The organism is Roseateles sp. P4_D2 (assembly GCF_056401875.1).
The window spans coordinates 238,877-258,471 of sequence record NZ_JBFUIM010000004.1 but is presented as its reverse complement, the minus strand read 5'-3'; the positions used below and the strand labels follow the sequence as shown (position 1 = coordinate 258,471).

Here is a 19,595-nt window from a genome sequence, read left to right as displayed (position 1 = left end):
GTCAACCTTTCGTGAGTCGGCCACGCCGGTCCTGGCGGGCGGCGCGCAGCAGCGCATCGCGCACCTCGGCCAGGGCTTCGGCCTCGCCAGCGCTGGCGATGGCCGCGGCCGAGCGCGCCAGGCTTTCGATGTCCTGCCCACTGAGGGTCAGCGCCGTCCAGACGATGACGGGCAGCTCGGCCCAGCGCGGGTCCCCGCGAAGTTCATGCAGCACCTGGAATCCGTCGATGCCGGGCATCATCAGGTCGAGCACGATGGCCCCGGGCTGCAGGGCGGGCAGGCGCTGCAGCGCCTCGGCGCCGCTGCCGACGGCCACGGCCTCGACGCCCGTGGCCTGCAATGCCGCACACATCAGCTCGCGCGACACCGCCTCGTCGTCGACCACCAGCACCGGCCGGCCCGGACCCAACCGGTCGCGCAGCGGCACGAGGGCACGCGCCAGGGCCGGGCGGCGCAGCGGTTTGGCCAGCACGTCGGATACCGTGAAAGCCACGCCCGCCCCCGTCGGGGGCGTCAGCGCCAGCGCCTTGACGGCCGCGTGCATGGACGGCCCGCCGCTGCGCAGCGCCGCCAGCAATGACAGGCCGGGCGCATCAGGCAGGCCGAGGTCGATGGCCAGTTCGGTGTAACGGCGCGCGCGGGTCAGGCGCAGCACCTCGCCGGCTGTGGACGCGGTGTCGGCGCTCACGCCGGCCCGCGACAGATCACGGGCCAGGCCGTCGCGCAGCGGATGGTCGCGCAGGGCGATGAGCTGCTGGTGGGCCGGCCGCCCGACCGGCTCGCCGGCATCCAGCGGCTGGCGCGGCAGCACGGCGTAGAAGCGGCTGCCGCGCCCGGGCTCGCTGTAGACGCCGACACGGCCGCCCTGGGCTTCCACCAGCCGGCGCGTCAGCGCCAGCCCCAGTCCCGTGCCCTGGTGGCGCTTGGTCAGGCCGTCGTCGAGCTGCTGGAATTCGACAAACAGATGGCCGAGGCGGTCGGCCGGAATACCGATGCCGCTGTCGTCGACCTCCAACCGCCACAGCCGCGGGCCCTCGCCCACCACGCGCAGCTCGACGTGGCCGCCGGCGAGCGTGAACTTGATGGCGTTGGACAGATAGTTGAGCAACACCTGCTTGAGCCGAGCGGGGTCCAGCACCAGGTCTCGCAGCCCCGGTTCGATGGAGGACTTGAGGCTCAGGCCGCGCTGCTCGGCGAGCACCGCGACGGTGGCCATCACGTCGTCGACCAGGGCCGGCAGTTCGACCGGCTCGGGATGGAAGTCCATCTTGCCGGCCTCGATCTTGGACAGGTCGAGCACGTCGTTGATCATGGCCAGCAGATGCCGGCCGCTGCTGGCAATGTGCTGCAGCCACTCGCGCTGGCGCGGCCCATCCAGCAGATGCGGCGGATGGGCGCTCATGGTCAGCAGGTCGGCGAAGCCGATGACGGCATTCAGCGGCGTGCGCAGTTCATGCGACATATTGGCGAGGAAGAGGCTCTTGAGCCGGCTGCTTTCCTGCACGCGGCGGTTCTCGGCCGCCAGCCAGATGGACTGCTGGCGGGCCTGCTCGGCGGTGCGCATGGCGGTCACGTCGGCCACGATGCCGACCAGCCGTGGCGAACCGGCGTCGTCGTGGGTGACCCGGGCGTCCAGGCGCAGCCAGTGCACGCTGTCATCGGGCCAGACGACGCGGAACTCGGCATGCCAGGGCCGGTGGCCTTCGGGCAGCGCCGCCAGGCCGGCCTCCACCATGGCCCGGTCGTCGGGATGGACGGCAGCAAGCATGCGCTCGCGGTCCCACGGGCCTTCAGAGTCGGGTCGGCCGAAACATTGGTCGTAGCGGCGCGAACGGTGGATCAGGCCGCTGTCCAGCTCCAGCTCCCAGTCGCCGATGGCCGCGGACTCGAGGGCGAAGCGCAGCCGCGCCTCGCTCTGGCGCAGCGCGGTCTCGATCTGGCGCTGGTGGGTCAGGTCGCGGGCGGATTTGATGCCGCCGATGATGCGGCCGGCCGCATCGCGCAGCGGCGAGACCTGGGCGGAGATCTCGACTCGCCGGCCGTCCCTGGCAATGTGAACGGTGCGGAACGGCGGCACATGCTGGCCCTGGGCCAGACTGGCGAGGATGCGCGTCTCCTCGGCTTCACGTTCGGGCGGGATCAGCATCTGCACCGGCTGCCCGACGACCTCCGCGGCCGTGTAGCCGAACATCTTCTCGGCGCCTGCATTCCAGTTGGTGATGCGACCATCCGGCGTCTTGACGATGATGGCGTCGGCCGAGGACTCGACGACGGCCGCCAGGCGGCGCACCTCGGCCTCCGCCTCGGTCAGGCGGCCCACGTCGCGGAAGACGATGGCGACGCCACGCACGCGGCCGTCGGCGTGGTGGGTCAGGTCGGCGTGAACCTCAACGGGCCGCTGGCTGCCGTCTCGTGCGACGCAGACGGCCTGGCGCTGGAAAGCGCCTTCGCGGTTGCGCTCGCGCACGACGTCGATGGGGTTGCGCGCCTTCAGGTCGGCCGGCGTGCCCTCGCGCTGGAAGACTTCCCAGACCGGCAGGCCCAGGGCCTCGCGCGCCGGCCAGCCGGTGATGCGCTCGGCCACGGCATTGATGCGCGTGACCCGGCCGTCGCCGTCGGTCGTGATGAAGCCGGCGTCGATGGCCGACAGCGTGGCGGCCAGGCTCTGCTCGGCTTCCAGCTGATGGTCCTCGGCGCTGTGGCGGCGGTCCATCTCACTGCGAAGCGCCTCGTTGGCCGTGCGCATCTCGTCCAGTGACGGCAGGCCCAGCAGCGTGGGCATCAGGCGCCAGGCCACGGCCGCCGTCAGCACGGACGCGCAAGCGGTGAAGACCTTGCCAGCGGTCTGCAGTCCGTAGTCGGGGCGCCAGATCGTCCAGACGTCCAGCACATGGGTCACGCCGCAGGCGAAGATGAAGATGGCGAACAGCGTCGCGATGCTGCCAAGGTTGACCTGGGGGCGTTGGCGGGCATAGCTGGCGATGGCCAGCGGGATGGAGAAGTAGGCCAGCGCGATGGAAAGATCGGCGCCGACCATGGTCCAGAGCAGGCCGGGCGACCACTGGAAGCAATAGCCGTGGGGCAGGAAACCCGCTCGCGCGACGATTCCGGTCAGCTCGTCCATCCCAGCTCCCGACCCCAATGACCAAGGGGTTATGCCGATGCATTGTGACCCCGCGAACAGGGGGGCATCAGGCGAAAACGTGTCTTATTCCCGGGGCTTCAGCGTGGCGTGATCAGCTCGAAGCCCACATAGCGGGCGATGAAGCGCTCCCGGCCCTCCTGGGCGAAAGCGTCGGCGTCCCAGTCCCCAGGGAGCAGCCGGTCGGCGAACTCGGGGCGGAAGCGGTAGACCTGGGCCAGTAGCGCGTTGCCGTCGGCCAGCGCCACGACGACATCGGCGCGCTCGTACTCGACGCCCTCGAAGGCATCCAGCCGCTCCCAGGCGTCAGCGTCGACGTCGCGATACAGCCGCCCCGGCACCAGGCCGCCGGGCGCGGCCTGCAGGCCGGGATAATCCTGGCCGCGCACCGGGTGGCGCGCATGACCCGCCAGCGAGGCCGGCTCGCTGGCGAATTCACGCCCGCAGACGCGGGCCATGATGTCGGCCCACATCAGTGAGCCGTAGGTGAAGCAGTGACGCGTCACTGAACCCTTATTGGACCTTCTGTGCCAGCTCACCGCGCGCATAGGCGCCAGCGATGTCGACCAGCGTGCGGCCCTTGATCTTGCCGGCCTGGCCTTCGCAGCCGAATTGCATATAGCGCTCCTTGGCGATGACCTTGGCGGCTTCGCGGGCGGGCTTGAGCCATTCGCGGGCGTCGAACTTGTCGGGGTTCTCGGCCAGGAACTTGCGCACCGCGCCCGTCATCGCCAGGCGGATGTCGGTGTCGATGTTGATCTTGCGCACGCCATGCTTGATGGCCTCCTGGATCTCCTCGACCGGCACGCCGAAGGTCTCCTTCATCTTGCCGCCGTACTGGTTGATGATGGCCAGCAGCTCCTGCGGCACGCTGGACGAACCGTGCATGACGAGGTGGGTATTGGGGATGCGTGCATGGATTTCCTTCACGCGGCCGATGGCCAGGATGTCGCCCGTGGGCTTGCGGCTGAATTTGTAGGCGCCATGGCTGGTGCCGATGGCGATCGCCAGCGCGTCCAGCTGGGTGCCCTTGACGAAGGTGGCCGCCTCCTCGGGGTCCGTCAGCATCTGGCTGTGGTCCAGCTTGCCCTCGGCGCCGATGCCGTCTTCCTCGCCGGCATCACCGGTTTCGAGGTTGCCCAGGCAGCCCAGCTCGCCCTCGACGGTGACGCCGACCTGGTGCGCCATCTCGACGACCTTGCGGGTCACTTCCATGTTGTATTCGAAGGAGGCCGGCGTCTTGCCGTCTTCCATCAGCGAGCCGTCCATCATCACGGAGCCGAAACCCAGGTCGATGGCACCGGCGCAGATCTTGGGGCTGGTACCGTGGTCCTGGTGCATGACCAGGGGAATGTGCGGGTAGGCCTCGCAGGCGGCCTGGATCAGGTGCTTGATGAAGGGCTCGCCGGCGTATTTGCGGGCGCCTGCACTGGCCTGCAGGATGACCGGTGCGCCGACCTCGTCGGCCGCAGCCATGATGGCCTGCACCTGCTCCAGGTTGTTGACGTTGAAGGCTGGAATGCCGTAGCCGTTTTCGGCGGCGTGGTCCAGCAACTGGCGCATGGAAACGAGAGGCATGGGTTGTCCCCGGTGGAGTTGAGAAATCTGGGCCGACTGCGGTACGCACCCTAGGCCGTAACCGCTTCGTAACTGGTTGGGGATTCTATGGAGTCCCGGGCATGCCCCACCCCCACGGATGAGAGTAGTCATCACAATGCTCGGCCATGACAAGACTGGTGTTCGACCACCTGACCAACTGGATCACCGCCGCTGCCAGCGAGCATTCCCACGATCTGGCCACCCACATCGAGGAGCGCACCGGGGCCAGCCACCGCGCCGTGCTGTCGGCACTGAAGCGCCTGGTGGACGCCGGCTGGCTGACCCGCTCCGGCACCGGCCGCCGACCGGTGTTCTCGCCCGGCAGCCTGCGCCAGGTGGCGCGCAGTTACACCCTTTACGGCCTGCAGGAAGACCTGCCCTGGCAGCGCGACTTCGCACCCCATTTCGCCTTGCCCAAGCATGTGGAACGCATGGTGCAGCATGGCTTCACCGAGCTCGTGAACAACGCGGCCGACCACTCCGGCGGCAGCAGCGTCACCGTGTCGCTGCGCCAGACGCCCACCCATGTGCAGCTTCTCGTCAGCGACGACGGCATCGGCGTGTTCGACAAGATCTGCAGCGCCTTCCAGCTCGAGGACCCCCAGCACGCGATGCTCGAGCTCAGCAAGGGGCGCCTGACCAGCGCCCCCGATGCCCACACCGGCCGCGGCCTGTTCTTCAGCTCGCAGCTGGCCGATGTGTTCGACATCCACGCCAACAACACCGCCTACCAGCGCCGAGCCTGGGAGAGCGCCGGCTGGAAGAAGGGCCGCGCCCTGCCGCGCCAGGGCAGCTCCATCTACATGGCCATCGCGCTGAACACGACGCGCACGCTTGACGGAGTCATGGAAACCTGGAGCCTGGCAGGCGACGGCATCGAGTTCGACCAGACCCGCGTGCAGCTGCGCCTGCTGACCAGCGAAGGCCAGGCCCTGGACTCCCGCGCCCAGGCCCGCCGCGTCGGCTCCCGGCTGTCGGCCTTCAAGCGCGCCGAGATCGACTTCGACGGCGTGGCCGACGTCGGCCACGGCTTCACGGACGAGTTGTTCCGCGTGTTCGCCAAGGCCAACCCGCAGATCGAGCTGGTAGCGGTGAACGCGACGCCGCGGATCGAGGCGCTGGTGAAGAGCGCCCGGGCGGGATGAGGCTGGCCGCCCTGCTCCTGCTGGTGTCCCTCACCGGCCTCGCCCAGGCGCGGCCGGGCGAGGCCTGCACTGACGCCGTCGAGGCCGCGCTGCGAGCTGTGGACCGCAAGGCCAAGATTCCGGGCGACGTGGCGGCCAGCGAATGCCGCCCCTGGCCGGCCGCCCCTGGGCGCATCACCGCGGCGGTAATGGCTTTCGAGAAGCCGCGCAGTGGCGACCTCGACCGCGAATGGCAGGTCGTCATCGCCCTGGTCGACCCGGCCCGTGGCAAGGCCCTGAGCAGCCATCGCGTTTCGGTGCAGGAAGACGCCACCACCTTCATCGGCCCCTCCAGCCTGAGCCTGGACCTCGCTCCCTATCTGCTCAGGCCGGGGGTTCGTGCGCTGGGCCTGCGCTTCAGCAGCGACCAGTACAACCGCTCGGCCAACAGTCGCACCGGCAGCCCGCTGCGCCTCTACGTGCCGGAAGGCCTGCGCCTGCGCCCCGTGTTCTGCCAGGCCATGGGCTGGCAGGACGCAGGCAGCGGCGTCATCGGCCAGGATGCCTGGGATGAGGCCCAAACCACGCTGAGCCTGGTGCCGCGCCAGACCCAGGGCTGGCAGGACCTGCGCCTCACCGAGCAGATCGGCCGCCACACGCCCGATGGCGAGGCGAGCAAGCCGACCCCCTCGCACCGGGAGTGCCACTTAGTCAACGGCGTCTATGGTTGCGCCGCGGGGCGCGCCGATGTCTCCACGGACTGCGATCCCGCGGGCTTGTAGACGCGGTGCCTCTCAGGGCTTTCTGAGCGCCGGCACCGGTGGCACCGGGATGCGCGGGCCGGCATAGCCCTCGACGACGCCGAAACGCCCGCCATCCTCGCGCGCCCAGTCCATGGCCCAGTCCTGCATCTCCGCCGGCTCGCGGCCGACAAAGTTCCACCACAGCAGCGGCGGCTCGGCCCAGGGCTCGCCGCCCAGCAGCAGCAGGCGCGACGCGGCCGCGCAGCGCAGTTCGATCGACTCACAACCGGTGCCGAGATAAAGCAGCGTGCCCGGTGTGATCGTCTCGACCGCGTCATGGCCGGCCGGCGCGGCCTCGACCTCGCCCTCCAGCAGCATCAGCCCATGCTCGAACCCGGGCTGCAGGGCCAGTACCGCATCGGCCGGGCCGTCGGCGACGAGATCCACGCCCAGTAGCGGCGTGAAGCTGGGCACCGGTGAACGCTGGCCGCCGAACTCACCGACCAGCAGCGTCGCCTCGAAGCCACCCTGGCTGAGCCGCGGCAGTTCGGCGAAATGCTGGAAGCTGGGCGCGCGTTCGCGCTCGGCATCGGGCAGCGCGATCCACAGCTGGGCCAGGTGAATGCGGTCGGACAGCGACTCCTCGCTGTGCGAGATGCCGTGGCCGGCCGTCATCAGATTGACCTGGCCGGGGCGCAGCACCTGCTCGGAGCCCAGGCTGTCACGGTGCAGGATCTCGCCTTCGATCATCCAGCTGAAGGTCGACAGCCCCGTGTGCGGATGCGGGCCGACATTCATGCGCCGCTCGGGCGGCAAGGTGGCCGGGCCGGCATGGTCGGCGAAGCACCAGGCGCCGATGATGCGCCGCGCCTTGTTGGGCAGGGCGCGCTGAATGGGAATGCCGCCCACGTCGCCGATGTGGCTGGCGAGGCGCTCGACGTGGACGCTCATGACGTTCTCTTGCGCACGAAGTCGACAAAGCCGTGGACAAAGGTCTGCAACTGCCCCCGCACCCTGTCATCAACGAGACGGCCGTCGGCGTCGAAGACCGAGCCGGCCTTGGAGACCAGCAGCTCGCCGGCCATCCAGTGGTCGCAGCCGAAAGCATGCAGCACCGGCAACAGCGCGCCCTGGGAGCGCACGGTGCCGAAGCCGCCCGGCGACGCGCCGATCACGGCCGTGGGCCTGCCGCCAAACAGCTTGGCGCCTTCGCCGCTGGGTCGCGACAGCCAGTCCAACCCGTTCTTCAGCACACCGGGGATGGAGTGGTTGTACTCGGGCGTGCTGATCAACAGCGCATCCGCGGCACGGATCTCCTCGCGCAGCTTCGTCACGGCCTCGGGAATGCCCTGGGCCTCGACGTCGCCGTCATACAGCGGAATGCCGTGCAGGGTGCGCAGCTCGATCGTGACGCCCTCGGGCGCCATCGCGATGGCAGCGCGCAGCAAGGCGGTGTTGTAGGACGCGCGGCGCAGCGCGCCGCTGAGGGCAATGATGTGCATGGCGATACCGCAAAGGTGGATGCGGGCATGATGCCAGCGATGCACAGCTTCATCCTGCCCGACATGAGCTGCGGCCATTGCGTCGCCGCCATCACCGAAGCGCTGAAGGCGGCCGACGCCCAGGCGCGCGTCGAGATTGATCGCAACGCCAAGACCGCCGACGTCGACAGCGACCTGCCCCGCGAGACACTGGTGGCCGTGCTGACCGAGGCCGGCTACCCGCCGGCGCCGGCCAGCACCTGACTCAAGCGAAGCTGAACGGCAGTTCCCGCTGACGCTTGCCAGTCAGCCGCGCCACCGCGTTGGCGAGCGCCGGTGCCAGCGGCGGCAGCCCCGGCTCGCCCATGCCCTTGGGTGGGTCGTTGCTGGGCACGATGCTGACCGTCATGACCTTGGGCGCGTCGGGCATGCGCGGCATGGCCATGTCATAGAAGTTGTTCTGCTCGACGACGCCGTCCTTGAAGGTCACACGGTGGGTCGGCATGGTCGTGGCCAGCGCCATGATGGCCGCGCCCTGAACCTGGGTCTCGACCGCCTTGGGGTTGACGCACAGGTTGCAGTGCACACCAGCGTGGACTTCCTGCAGCACCGGCTGGCGATCCTTGCCCTTGCCCTTCATGCTGGCAACGACGACATAGGCGACCACCGACTCGAAACTCTCGTGCACCGCCACGCCCCAGGCCTGGCCGGGTTTGAGCTTGCGCTTGCCATAGCCGCTCTTGTCGACGGCCGCCTGCAGGGCGGCGCGATGGCGGTCGGCCTTGGCATTGCCCTCCATCAGCTTGAGCCGGTAGGCGACCGGGTCCTGCTTGGTAGCGAAGGCAATCTCGTCGACCAGGGTCTCCATCACGTAGGCCGTGTGGGTGGAGCCCACCGAGCGCCACCACAGCACCGGCACATTGACGTCGGGGTGATGGACGCTGAGGTTCATCGGGAACTCGTAGGGCTCGCGCATGCCCTCGGTCGTCGTGCCGTCCACGCCCTTCTGGTAGCCAAAGCCTTCCAGCGGCGAGCCCTTCAGGATGCTCTGGCTGACGATGCGGTGCTGCCAGCCGGAGATCTTGCCCGCGGCATCGAAGCCGATCTCGGCGCGGTGCACCGTCATGGGCCGGTAGTAGCCGGCCTTGACGTCATCCTCGCGACTCCAGATCACCTTGACCGGCATGGGTTTGCCGGCCTGGGCCAGGGCCACCGCCACGGCTGCCGCCTCGCGCGGCCATTCGGTGGCGGGCGTGGCGCGCCGGCCGAAGCCGCCGCCCGCCATCTGCACATTGACCTGCACCTGCTCCGGCTTGAGCCCCACCGTCTTGGCCAGGTTCATCGCATCGATGCCGGGCATCTGGGCCGCGTAATAGAAGTCGCAGCGGTCGGCCTTCAGGTCCACCGTGCAGGCCAGCGGCTCCATCTGGGCGTGGTTCAGGTAGGGGAAGACGAAGTCCGCCGTGATCTTCCTGGGCGCCTTCGCCCAGGCGCTGGCATCGGCCTGGAACTCCGGCTTGGGCGCCGGCGTGCCGGGCGTCTTGGCCAGGGCCAGGTACTGCTTGGTCAGCGCCGCGGTGTCGGGCTTGGCCACGCCACCCAGGTCCCAATCGACCTTGAGCGCATCACGGCCCTTCTTGGCCGCCCAGTAGCCGCTGGCCACCACGGCCACACCCTGGCCGCCACGGTCCAGCGCCACCGGCAGCACGGCCTTGACGCCCTTGACCTTGAGCGCCTCGGTCGAATCGAGCTTGGCGACCTTGCCGTTGAAGACCGGCGGGCGCTGGATGACGGCCACCGCCATGCCCGGCAGCTGCACGTCCATGCCGTAGGCCTGAGCGCCGGTGCTCTTGGCTTGGCTGACGACCAGGCCGGTGGGCTTGCCGATCAGCCTGAAGCTCTTGGGATCCTTCAACGTGACGGCTTCGGGCACCGTGCCCTTCATGGCGGCGTCGAAGAACTCGCCATAGCCGGCGCTCTTGCCACCACCCGAAATGACGCCGTTCTCGGCTTTTAACGATGCGGCCGGCACCCCCCAGCTCTCGGCCGCGGCGGCCACCAGCATGGCCTTGGTGCGCGCACCCAGTTCGCGGTACTGCTGGTAGCTGTTCTTGACCGAGTTGGAGCCGCCGGTCAGGTGGATGCCGAACAGCGGGTCCACATAGGCGGCCTTCTGGTCACCAAAGCCGGTGCGGACCTTGCTCCAGTCGGCTTCCAGCTCCTCGGCGCAGATCATGGCCAGGCCGGTCTCGACGCCCTGGCCCATGTCCATGCGGTTGCACAGGATGGTGGTCGTGCCGTCCTTGGCGATGGTGACGAAGGCCAACGGTTGTTCAGTCGGCTTGGACCCGGGCTTGGGCGCCTGGGCGCTCGCCATGCCAGGCAACAGCGCCAGGCCGACGGCGCCGCCGACGGTGGTGGTGACGAAGCTGCGGCGGGAAACTCCAAGGGAGCCCGCGGTCAGTGCCTGGTCGATACGACGGGGATTCAGCATGTCGGCCTCCTCAGGCGAGCTTGGCCGCAGCCGTGTGGATGGCCGCGCGAATGCGGGTGTAGGTGCCACAGCGGCAGAGATTGCCGGCCATGGCCTCGTCGATCTGCGCGTCGCTGGGCTTCTTGTTGCCCTTGAGCAGCGCCACCGCGCTCATGACCTGGCCGCTCTGACAGTAGCCGCACTGGGCCACGTCATGCTCGACCCAGGCGGCCTGCACGGCCTGGCCGACCTTGTCGGTGGCGATGCCCTCGATGGTGGTCACCGGGCCTTGCACCGAGGAGATGGGCGTCAGGCAGGACCGCACCGGCGCCCCGGCCACGTGCATGGTGCAGGCGCCGCACTGGGCCGCCCCGCAGCCGAATTTCGTGCCGGTCAGCTGCAATTCCTCCCGCACGGCCCACAGCAGGGGCATATCGGGCTCGGCGTCCAGCGAGACGGCGCGACCGTTGACGGTCATGTTGATCATGGGATTCCTCAGGGGGGTGGGACGCGGGCGACTCTAGCCACTTGCGGTGTCCCCGTACATCACTCGGGCATTGCCAAACAAAAAGGGCTCCGAAGAGCCCCCAAGACGTAGCCACTCCGGCGCCGCCTACTTGAACTGGTAGCTCGCCGTGGCGTACCAGAAGCGGCCACGCGGGTCGACGAAGGAACCCGCATAGCCGGTCACGTGCGAGCCATAGCTGGACACGGCGGTGAACGGCGGGTCCTGGTCCAGCAGGTTGCGGGCGCCGACACGCAGGGCCAGCGTGGGCATGGGCTTCCAGCCTAGGCCCAGGTTCCAGCGGCTGCTGTCCTTGACCTTGTGCTCGACGAGCGGGCCGACGTTGGCCTCCACCAGGCCGGCCGATTCCGTCCAGCCCTTGACGAAGATGTTCTCCAGCGTCAGGTTCCAGTTGCCCATGTTCCAGTCCAGGCCCAGGGTGTGCTGCCACTTGGGCACCGGCTGCACGCCGGCGCCGTCGCCGGCCGTGCCCTCATAGGACACATAAGGCGTGCCCTTGCCGTTCTGCTGCTTCCATTGGTTGATGAAGCTGCCGGCGTAGCTGGCGCTCAGGCGACCCATGGAACCCAAGCTCCAGCCCGCCTTCACGTCGAGGTCGATGCCGTTGGTCTTCAGATCGCCGAGGTTCTCGACCGGGGTCTCGATGTAGCTGATGAAGCCGCTGGGCTGCAGGCGGTGGATGCGGGTGTTGTAGCGCTGGTAAAGGATCGGGTCGGACATGATGGCGTCGCCGCCGATGGTGCCGATCTGGTCCTTCTTCTGGATATGCCAGTAGTCCAGCGCGATGGACAGGTCGCGCATCGGCTCGAACACCGCGCCAAAGGAATATTGGCGCGACTTCTCGGGCTTGAGCGAGGGGTCACTGGACAGGCGCACGTTGAACTGCGTTTCGCAGCGCGGGTCGCCGGCCTGGCCGGGCGGGCAGTTCGGGTCGACCAGGGAGTTGGCGGTGTTGGTGAAGGCCGTCGGGCTGTTCACGTCCCACAGCGTCGGGGCGCGGAAGCCCGTGCCGGCACTGGCGCGCAGCAGCACTTCGCGGCTGGGCTGGAAGCGCAGCGTCACGCCCGGGTTGAACGTGCCGCCGAAGTCGCTGTATTTGTCGTAGCGCGCCTTGACCGTGGCCTCCCAGCCCTTGGCGAAGGGCATGGACAGCTCACTGAACACGGCATAGATGGTGCGCGAGGCCACGGTCTTGGGCACCGTGCCTTCGCCGCCGATGTGCAGGCCCAGCTCATAGTCGGCATTCACGGCATGGTCGTCGGCCTTTTCCTTGCGCAGATCGGTGCCGACGGCCAGCATCATCGGGCCGCCGCTCATGGCCATCAGTTCGGTGCTGGCCTTGGCGTCGAAGGCATAGGTCGTGCTCTTGGAACGGCGCATCGGGCCTTCCATGCGCGCGCGGTTCAGCGCGGCCAGTCCAGCTTCATCCTGCGGGCCGAAGGGGTTGATGACCCCGGTGGCCAGTTCGGTGATGAAGCGGCCTTCGTGCAGGTAGTTGTAGTAGTCCAGCGAGCCCTTGGCCTGCGACATCGTCAGGCCGGCGTCGTAGTCCCAGCCCTGGAAGATGCCGGTGGCACCGGCCACGAAGCGGGTCTGCTCGTTCAACACGTTGTTGGTGCGCGGGCCGACCGGCACGGAACGCATCGCGATCTCGGTGAAACCGCCACCCAGCGTGTCGAACTGCGCCGGCGTGTAGCCCAGGCTGGTCAGCAGTGCCGCCGGGAAGTATTTGCTCGAGATGGGGAAGGCGAAGGACGGGTAGGTGCCGTCGGCCTTCACATGACCCGCCGTCGAGTCAATGGGCACGGCGGCCGTGCGGCCGATGGAGTCGTTGCGTGCGTAGCTGGCCTCGAAGAAGACCTGCGAATCACCGCCCGTGTCCAGCGTCAACCGACCGAAGGCATCGGCCTTCTTGGAGTCGGGCAGGTTCTCCTGCATGGCCGGGTAGATGAAGCGGCAGCGCTTGATCGGCGTGCCGTTGGGGGTCGTCGCGGTCAGCGTCTGGATGGTGTTGAAGTTGGGGTCGCAGGGGCTGAAGTTGGTACCCGCGTTGGCATAGGCGCCCGGCGTGATGTTGAAGTCGACGAGGCGACCTGGGAAGGAGCGGCCCGAGGTGGGGGGATCAGAGCCGGGGATCTCGTCGATGCCGCGCAGATACCACTTCTGGTCGAGGGAGCTGACCTTGGTCTGCTTCTTGACGTTGCCGGTCACGAGCAGGTTGTAGCCATCGGTCTTGAGGCCGCCCATGCCGAAGGCGATGGAGGCGCTCGTCTCCTTGCCGCCGATGCTCTTCTCGGGTGCGCCGTACTTCAGCGTGACGGCGCCCTTGTCGTAGTCCTTGCGGGTGATGAAGTTGATGACGCCGCCGACGGCGTCGGTGCCATACACGGCCGAGGCGCCGTCACGCAGCACCTCAATGCGGTCGATAGCCGCGAAAGGGATGCTGTTCAGGTCCACTGACGAATTGCCGCCGATGGAGCCGAAGGCGAAGTTGGCCAGGCGCCGGCCATTCAGCAGCACCAGCGTCGAGTTGGGGCCCAGGCCGCGCAGGTTGGCGAAACTCTGGGAATAGCCGGCGCCCTGCGTGGTGTCCGACTGCACGGCGGTGTTGGCACCGATGCGGCGCAGGATGTCCTCGACGTTGGTGGCGCCGGTCTTCTCGATCTGGTCGCGCGTCATCACCGACACCGGCAGGGCCGTCTCGGATTCAACCCGCTTGATCGACGAGCCGGTGATGGTGATGCGCTCGAGCTGCTGCTGTTGGGCCGGTGCGTTCTGCGCAGCGGCCGAGCCGGCGATACCGGCGGCCAGCAAGGCCAGCGCCAGTCGGGTGTGGCGGTGTTGCATGGAAGCTCACTCCTGTCAGTTGGGGCCTTGTGAAGGGTCGCCCCCGACCCCCGCCGCGGCGCGGCTTGTTGCCCTCATGCAAAGAAGTGTTGAGCCGCAGTTCATGGCTCCTCCCCTGCGGGAAGTCAGGCTGTGGCGCATTCACAGCACTGCGAATTAGGGCCTGACTTCCTTCACGTCCGCGGCCGGCGCCGCAAGGCTCAGACTCGCGCGTACTTGGCCAGCGCCCGCAGCAGCGCCGCCAGGCTGAGGGGCTTGGTCAGATGGGCGTCGCAGCCAGCCGCCAGGGACTGCTGCACATCGGTGTCGAACGCGTTCGCCGTCAGCGCGACGATGGGCGTGCGCTGCCTGCCCTCGGCAGCTTCGATGGCCCGCCATTGCCGAGTGGCCGACAGCCCGTCCAGCCCGGGCATCAGCATGTCCATCAGCACGAGGTCGAAGTCACCCTCGCCCGTGCCCTCACGCAGTGCGGCCAGGGCCTGCTCGCCATCGCGTGCCCGCTTGATGCGGTGGCCCAGGGGCTGCAGCATGCCCTCGATGACGAGCACGTTGACGTCGTTGTCCTCGGCCAGCAGCAGCTCCAGCGGACGGCTCGGCGCCATGCGTTCAGCGCGCGTCTCTGCCGGGTCGGCATGCGGCGGTTGCGAGTCGGGCAGATCCAGCCGCACCTCGAAGCAGCTGCCCTCGCCTACACGGCTGTGCACGCTGACATCGCCGCCCATCAGCCGCGCCAGCCTGCGCGTGATGGCCAGGCCCAGGCCGGTGCCGCCAAATTCCTGCGCGATGCTCGCATCCGCCTGGGCGAAGGGTTGGAAGATGCGCTCCAACCCGTCGGGTGCAATGCCGATGCCGGTGTCCTGCACGCTGATCAGCACCTGGCCCTGGGTGCTGCGCGACAGCTCGACCGTCACGCCGCCCGTCTTGGTGAATTTGATGGCGTTGCCAGCCAGGTTGGTGACGATCTGCGCCACGCGCTGCTGGTCGCCCAGCACCCAGCCCGCCGCTTCGGTGCGCGCGAACACGCGCAGCCACAGGCCCTGGCTCTGGGCGCGCTCGCGCAGCAGCTCCAATTGCAACTCGACGAGGTCGATCAGATTGAAGGGATGCGAGGCCAACTCCAGCCGGCCGCTCTCGATGCGGGCGTTGTCGAGCAGGTCGTTGATGAGGGCGAACACCTGGCGACCGGCATGGCCCAGCACCTCGACGTAATGGGCCTGATCCGGCTTGAGCGGCGAGCGCGCGAGGATGTCGGAGAAGCCCAGCACGGCGTTCATCGGCGTGCGCATCTCGTGGCTGACCTGGGCCAGCAGCTCGGTCTTGGCGCGGCTGCGCGCATCGGCCAACTCGCGCTCGCGGGTCAGCTCGCGCTCCCGCTCACGGGCATGGCGCTCGTGCTCGACGGCTGTCAGCAGCAGGGCCAGCGCGAGCAGGTAGAAGCCGGGCGCGAGCGTCGGCAGCGTACCGGCCCACGCGGCACTCCATGACGCGAACAGCAGCGCCGCCATCGCGATGCCTGCCGCCAGCGCCTGGCGACGCAACAGCAGGGGCAACGCACCCAGGGCGAACAACAGTGCATCCACAGCCCACACGCCCGCACCGCGCTCGCGCAGCAGCGCCAGCGGCTCGGCGCCCAGGGCTTCGAAGACGGCAGCGTTCAGCGCCGTCCCCGACAACCGGCCCTGGGGCGTCATGACCTCGTCGGCAAAGAAGGCACTGCTGCCGACGAAGACGCTGCGGCCGGCGAGCAACCGGGCCAGCTCGGCGTCCTCGCTCTCGCCCAGGGCCGCGCGCATCAGGCGCTGCCAGGACACGCGTGGTGGCTCGCCGCCGCCCAACGGCAGGCGCAGGCGCAGCTGGCCGGCCTCGTCCACAGGCCAGCGGCGCGCGCCCGCGACAAGCTCGTCGCCCTCGCGCCGCCAGCCAAGCGCACCGTCGGCGCGCAGCCGCGCAGCGAAGGCCAGGCTGGGCAGGCTGCGCCCCTGCACGCGATGCAACAACGGCAGGCGGCGCAGCAGCCCGTCGTCGTCCAGGGCCACCGAAATGACTCCCAGGCTGGCGGGCTCGGCGAGCGCGTCCAGCAGTGCATCGGCCGGCGCCGTCAGCGCATCCCAGTCCAGGCCTGGCGCATGGGCCGCGCCCAGGCGGGTCAGCGCGCGCTGCTCGGCCGCACTGGCTGGCGCGAGTTCGACGCCGGCGCGCTGGCGCGTCGCCAGGCCGGCAGCCGCGAGCACCGTCGGCGGGCCGGCGGCCAAGGTCTGCGCCAGCCGTGTATCGCCTTCGCGCGGGCCGGCGAAGACGATGTCGACGACGACGAGGCGGGCACCGGCCTGGCCGAGGTAGTCCAGCATCAGCGCATAGACCTCGCGCGAGTAGGGCCACTCGCCCAGGGGCTGGCGCAGCACAAGCAGCGAGGCGTCGTCGATGTCGACGATGACGCTGGTGGGTGGCGGTGCCGCGGGCGCGGCGGCACGCAGCAACAGGTCGCCGATGGCGCGGTCGATACGCGGCTGCGCGCCGGTCAGGCTCAGCAGCGCCCAGAGCAGCAGTGCTCCGGGCAGGGCGAGCCAGGGCCAGCGTTTCAAAGCACGGGGATCAGCAGCAAGGGCAGCAGCCACAGCCAGCGCGGATAAGGCTGCTCGATCATCTGCGTCTGGCCCCAGGGGCTTGCCGCGCCGGCGGCGTTGAAGGCCTTGGCGCGCAAGAAGTACTTGCCCGGCGATGGCTTCGGGATCGCGAGTTCGGGCTTGTCCGTTGCAAAGCGCTGCACGTCCGCGCCGTCAAAGGTCTCGGTCTTGGACCATTCCAGTTCGTAGCGCGCGACATCCGGGTCGGCCCGCCAGCGCAGCTTCAACTGGTCGCCGCTGACCTCCGGCTCGGCCGGCGGTGGCGCGGGCGGCGGCGGCCTGATCTCGAAGGTTTGCGGGTCGCCGAATGGCCCGGCACGGCCGCCCGCTTCGACGGAGGCGATGCGCCAGTGATAGAGGCCGTCAGGCAGTCGGGCGTCGTAGTTCGCGCCGTCAATGGGTGAGGGTTGCAGGACCAGGTCCTTGAAGCCGGCATCCCGCGCGATCTGCAGGCGCACATTTGGCGCCACCGTGTTGCGCGTCCAGGCGAAGGCCGTGCCACCGGCGTAGCTGACGGCACCGGGCGCAGGCGCCTGGATGAAGGGCGGCTCGGGCCGGGCCAGCAGGCGGATGCTTGCATCGGCAGCGGCGCCCTCCTGGCCGCGCGCGTCAATGGCGCGCACGCGCAGCGTGTAGTCGCCGTCGGCCAGCTCGCGCGCCTCCGGCCAGGTGACGGCCGGCTCGCCCACGACGTCATCCAGCAGCAGGCGGTCGAAGTCACCGCCAACGTACAGCTGCACCCGCCAGGTGGCAGCGCCGGCCGGACCGCCCACCCAGGCCAGGTGCAGCGGCAGCCGCTCCATCACGGGCACCAGGCCACTCAGATCGGCCGCCGGCAGCAGCGGCGCGACGCTGCGCGCTGCTCCCTCGGCGAGCAGGCCCTGGCCGCTCGCCACGTCGGGGCCCAGGCCACCGGCATGCACGGCGCCGGACAGCACCTGCATGCGGCTCTGCGAACCCGCCGTCTGCACGCGGAACTCGGTGCCGCGCACGCCCAGGTTCACATGCGGCGTGCGCACTTCGTACAGCGGCACGCGCTGTGCGTTGGGCGTCACGCGGCTGTCCGCACCGCCCTGCTGCACGCCGATGCGCACCGCGGGGATGGCGCCGCGGCCCAGCACCAGCAGTTGGTCCAGCGTGATGTCGCTGTCGGGCGGGATCAGCAGCCGCGAGCCATCGGCGAAACGCAGGCTGGCGCTGGACTGAGCGCCGGTCTTGATGCGGTCCCCGCCTTGCAGCGTCGTGCCGGCGGTGAGGGCTTCGCTCGCCGCACCACGCTGGCGCGTGACCTGGCCGCGCGCGAACACGGCCTCGGCGACGCTGGCCTCGCGCTTCAGCCAGGCCACCGGCATGCGCAGGGTCGAACCGGGCATCAGCCGCAGCGGATCGGGCACGCGGTTGAGCTTCTGCAGATCGCGCCAGGTCCTGGGCGACGCCAGCCAGGCATCGGTCAGAGTGATCAGCGTGTCACCCGGCTGGATGCGGTAACGCCAGTCGGCATCGGCCGCCACCGTCTGCGCAGGCGCCTCGGCGCAGGCCAGCAGCAACAGGCCCATGGCGAGCCAGATTCTCATTGCACTCATCGGCGCCTCCCTTCCCTCGCAGGAGCTTGGATCCTAGGGCCTGTTAACGCTATGGCAACGGGTCGCGTTGTGGCCAGAAAGGCCGCAGGCACGACAGCAGACCGCAAGCTGGGTTCCTACCCAGCGAGGATCTGCAACACAGCATGCGGCCTTTCTGGCCACAACCCTTCGGGCAGGCCCGCCGCAAGGGGCCACTCGTTGTTGCAGCCCTGGCCCGCACACGCGTGCGGGCGGCGCGCCGCGTCTAGATTGGCCCCTTGCGGCGGGCCCGCGCGGCCCATTGCCATAGCGTTAACAGGCCCATGCCTGAGAATGCCGAACACAGGAGGAGTGTGCGCAATGCTCACGATTTCGGGCTTCATCGGCTGGCTGCGCCGCCATCGCATCGCCTGCTTCGGCGTCATGGTGTTGAGCTTCGTCGCTTTCGGGCTGCTGACGCTGGATCTCGTGCGGCTGGTGAGTGCCAACGCGGCCCTGCTGTCGGACTACGGCTGGCAAGGGCTGCAGGACGGCGGCCTGCGCCAGCTGCTGGAGCTGCTCGTCAACACCCTCGCAGCAATGGCGGCCTGGCTGCTGTTCAAGGTCTGCGAGACGGTGCTCGTGCAATCCTGGACCCGTTAGGCCCCGGCCAGCGCCTCTTGAAGCTGGCCACGCAGCCGGCGCAGCCGCTGCAGCTCCTGGTCGGGTGCCTGCAGCGCCGGCCACAGCAGTGCAACGAGATCGCGGGCGCTCGCCTCCACGTCGATCTGGCGGCCGGTGATGACCACCTCCCACAACATGTGCTCCATCGGCCCGAACACCAGCGAGCGCAGCAGGCGCAGCGGGATGTCGCGCCGCACCTCGCCGGCCTCCTGGCCGCGCGCCAGCAGCTCCATCAGCGGCGCGGTGTAGCGCCGCTGCAGCTCGACGAAGCCTTCGCCGAGGTCCTGGCCCTTGGTTCTGCCTTCCGACAGCACCAGCGCGCACAGCCCCGTGCCCTGGATCAGGAACAGGCGCAGATGCGTCAGCACGACGAACTCCAGCTGCTCGCGCACCGAAGCCTGGCGCGGCAGGCCAGCCTCGATGGCGGCGATGATCTCGTCGTACCAGTCCTGGATGACGCGCATGCAGAGCTCGCGCTTGCCGCGGAAATAGGTGAAGACGGTGGCCTCCGAGATGGCCAGGCGCTGGGCGATCTCGGTCGTCGTCGCACGCTCGTAGCCGCGCTCGGCGAACACCTCGCGGCCCACGCGCAGGATGTCGCGCACGCGCTGCTCGGCCTTGGGGCCTGCGGGGGATCTGCGCTGGGGCGTGACGGTGACGGTGGTCATCGAGGTCGCATTCTGCGCAATTATTGAGTAACACTCAAGTCGGCATTGCATCCGTGTTCACCCTGGATTATTCTGGCGCCCCTCACGCGGCTCACGAGGCCGTCAATCAATAAGTTGAGCCCTGCTTAGTCATTGACTCGAGC

Annotated in this window: 15 protein-coding genes; 4 read left to right on the top strand and 11 right to left on the bottom strand. The window is 69.0% G+C overall.

Going from position 1 to position 19,595, the window contains the following annotated elements:
* Window position 1 precedes the first annotated feature (1 nt).
* The 3 genes from AC1DW0_RS09240 to fba all read right to left on the bottom strand — a co-directional run bounded on the left by AC1DW0_RS09240 (window position 2) and on the right by fba (window position 4,720).
* Window positions 2–3,124 carry a PAS domain S-box protein gene (locus AC1DW0_RS09240; RefSeq protein ID WP_477945520.1) on the bottom strand — a complete coding sequence of 1,041 codons (3,123 nt, stop codon included), beginning with the start codon at window positions 3,122–3,124 and terminating at the stop codon, window positions 2–4.
* 98 nt (window positions 3,125–3,222) lie between these two features.
* Window positions 3,223–3,648: a gamma-glutamylcyclotransferase family protein gene (locus AC1DW0_RS09235; RefSeq protein WP_457389551.1), complete on the bottom strand. Its 426-nt coding sequence runs from the start codon at window positions 3,646–3,648 to the stop codon at window positions 3,223–3,225.
* A gap of 7 nt (window positions 3,649–3,655) precedes the next feature.
* Window positions 3,656–4,720: a class II fructose-bisphosphate aldolase gene (gene fba, locus AC1DW0_RS09230; RefSeq protein ID WP_457389552.1), complete on the bottom strand. Its 1,065-nt coding sequence runs from the start codon at window positions 4,718–4,720 to the stop codon at window positions 3,656–3,658.
* A gap of 146 nt (window positions 4,721–4,866) precedes the next feature.
* Between fba and AC1DW0_RS09225 the strand changes: the two genes are divergently transcribed.
* Window positions 4,867–5,886, top strand: coding sequence for an ATP-binding protein (locus AC1DW0_RS09225; RefSeq protein ID WP_477945517.1), 1,020 nt, complete (start codon window positions 4,867–4,869; stop codon window positions 5,884–5,886).
* A complete protein-coding gene (locus tag AC1DW0_RS09220; protein WP_477945515.1) occupies window positions 5,883–6,647 on the top strand; it encodes a PA3715 family protein in 765 nt (254 codons plus the stop codon). Before AC1DW0_RS09225 ends, AC1DW0_RS09220 begins: the two co-directional genes overlap by 4 nt.
* A 12-nt stretch (window positions 6,648–6,659) precedes the next feature.
* Here AC1DW0_RS09220 and AC1DW0_RS09215 read toward each other — a convergent pair whose 3' ends face one another.
* A complete protein-coding gene (locus tag AC1DW0_RS09215) occupies window positions 6,660–7,559 on the bottom strand; it encodes a pirin family protein (RefSeq protein WP_477945513.1) in 900 nt (299 codons plus the stop codon).
* Window positions 7,556–8,110, bottom strand: coding sequence for an NADPH-dependent FMN reductase (locus AC1DW0_RS09210; RefSeq protein WP_056205065.1), 555 nt, complete (start codon window positions 8,108–8,110; stop codon window positions 7,556–7,558). Before AC1DW0_RS09210 ends, AC1DW0_RS09215 begins: the two co-directional genes overlap by 4 nt.
* A 27-nt stretch (window positions 8,111–8,137) precedes the next feature.
* Between AC1DW0_RS09210 and AC1DW0_RS09205 the strand changes: the two genes are divergently transcribed.
* Entirely contained in the window at window positions 8,138–8,353 is a 216-nt protein-coding gene (locus tag AC1DW0_RS09205) for a heavy-metal-associated domain-containing protein (RefSeq protein ID WP_477945511.1), read from the top strand.
* A 1-nt stretch (window position 8,354) separates the two neighbouring features.
* Here AC1DW0_RS09205 and AC1DW0_RS09200 read toward each other — a convergent pair whose 3' ends face one another.
* The 5 genes from AC1DW0_RS09200 to AC1DW0_RS09180 form a co-directional block, all read right to left on the bottom strand.
* Window positions 8,355–10,583 carry a xanthine dehydrogenase family protein molybdopterin-binding subunit gene (locus tag AC1DW0_RS09200; RefSeq protein WP_477945509.1) on the bottom strand — a complete coding sequence of 743 codons (2,229 nt, stop codon included), beginning with the start codon at window positions 10,581–10,583 and terminating at the stop codon, window positions 8,355–8,357.
* Between the two features lie 10 nt (window positions 10,584–10,593).
* Window positions 10,594–11,049: a (2Fe-2S)-binding protein gene (locus tag AC1DW0_RS09195; protein ID WP_056205070.1), complete on the bottom strand. Its 456-nt coding sequence runs from the start codon at window positions 11,047–11,049 to the stop codon at window positions 10,594–10,596.
* A gap of 126 nt (window positions 11,050–11,175) precedes the next feature.
* A complete protein-coding gene (locus AC1DW0_RS09190) occupies window positions 11,176–13,935 on the bottom strand; it encodes a TonB-dependent receptor plug domain-containing protein (RefSeq protein WP_457352531.1) in 2,760 nt (919 codons plus the stop codon).
* A gap of 200 nt (window positions 13,936–14,135) precedes the next feature.
* A complete protein-coding gene (locus tag AC1DW0_RS09185) occupies window positions 14,136–16,517 on the bottom strand; it encodes a hybrid sensor histidine kinase/response regulator (RefSeq protein WP_477945506.1) in 2,382 nt (793 codons plus the stop codon).
* Window positions 16,514–18,142 (bottom strand): FecR family protein, encoded by a 1,629-nt coding sequence (locus tag AC1DW0_RS09180; protein ID WP_477945504.1) that lies wholly within the window; start codon window positions 18,140–18,142, stop codon window positions 16,514–16,516. The genes AC1DW0_RS09185 and AC1DW0_RS09180 overlap by 4 nt, the downstream gene beginning before the upstream one ends.
* 339 nt (window positions 18,143–18,481) lie before the next feature.
* On the opposite strand from AC1DW0_RS09180, the gene AC1DW0_RS09175 reads away from it, so the two are divergent.
* Entirely contained in the window at window positions 18,482–18,763 is a 282-nt protein-coding gene (locus tag AC1DW0_RS09175) for a hypothetical protein (protein WP_457352537.1), read from the top strand.
* On the opposite strand, the gene AC1DW0_RS09170 is transcribed toward AC1DW0_RS09175, so the two are convergent.
* Entirely contained in the window at window positions 18,760–19,452 is a 693-nt protein-coding gene (locus AC1DW0_RS09170) for a TetR/AcrR family transcriptional regulator (protein ID WP_477945502.1), read from the bottom strand. The genes AC1DW0_RS09175 and AC1DW0_RS09170 overlap by 4 nt on opposite strands.
* Between the last annotated feature and the right edge of the window lie 143 nt (window positions 19,453–19,595).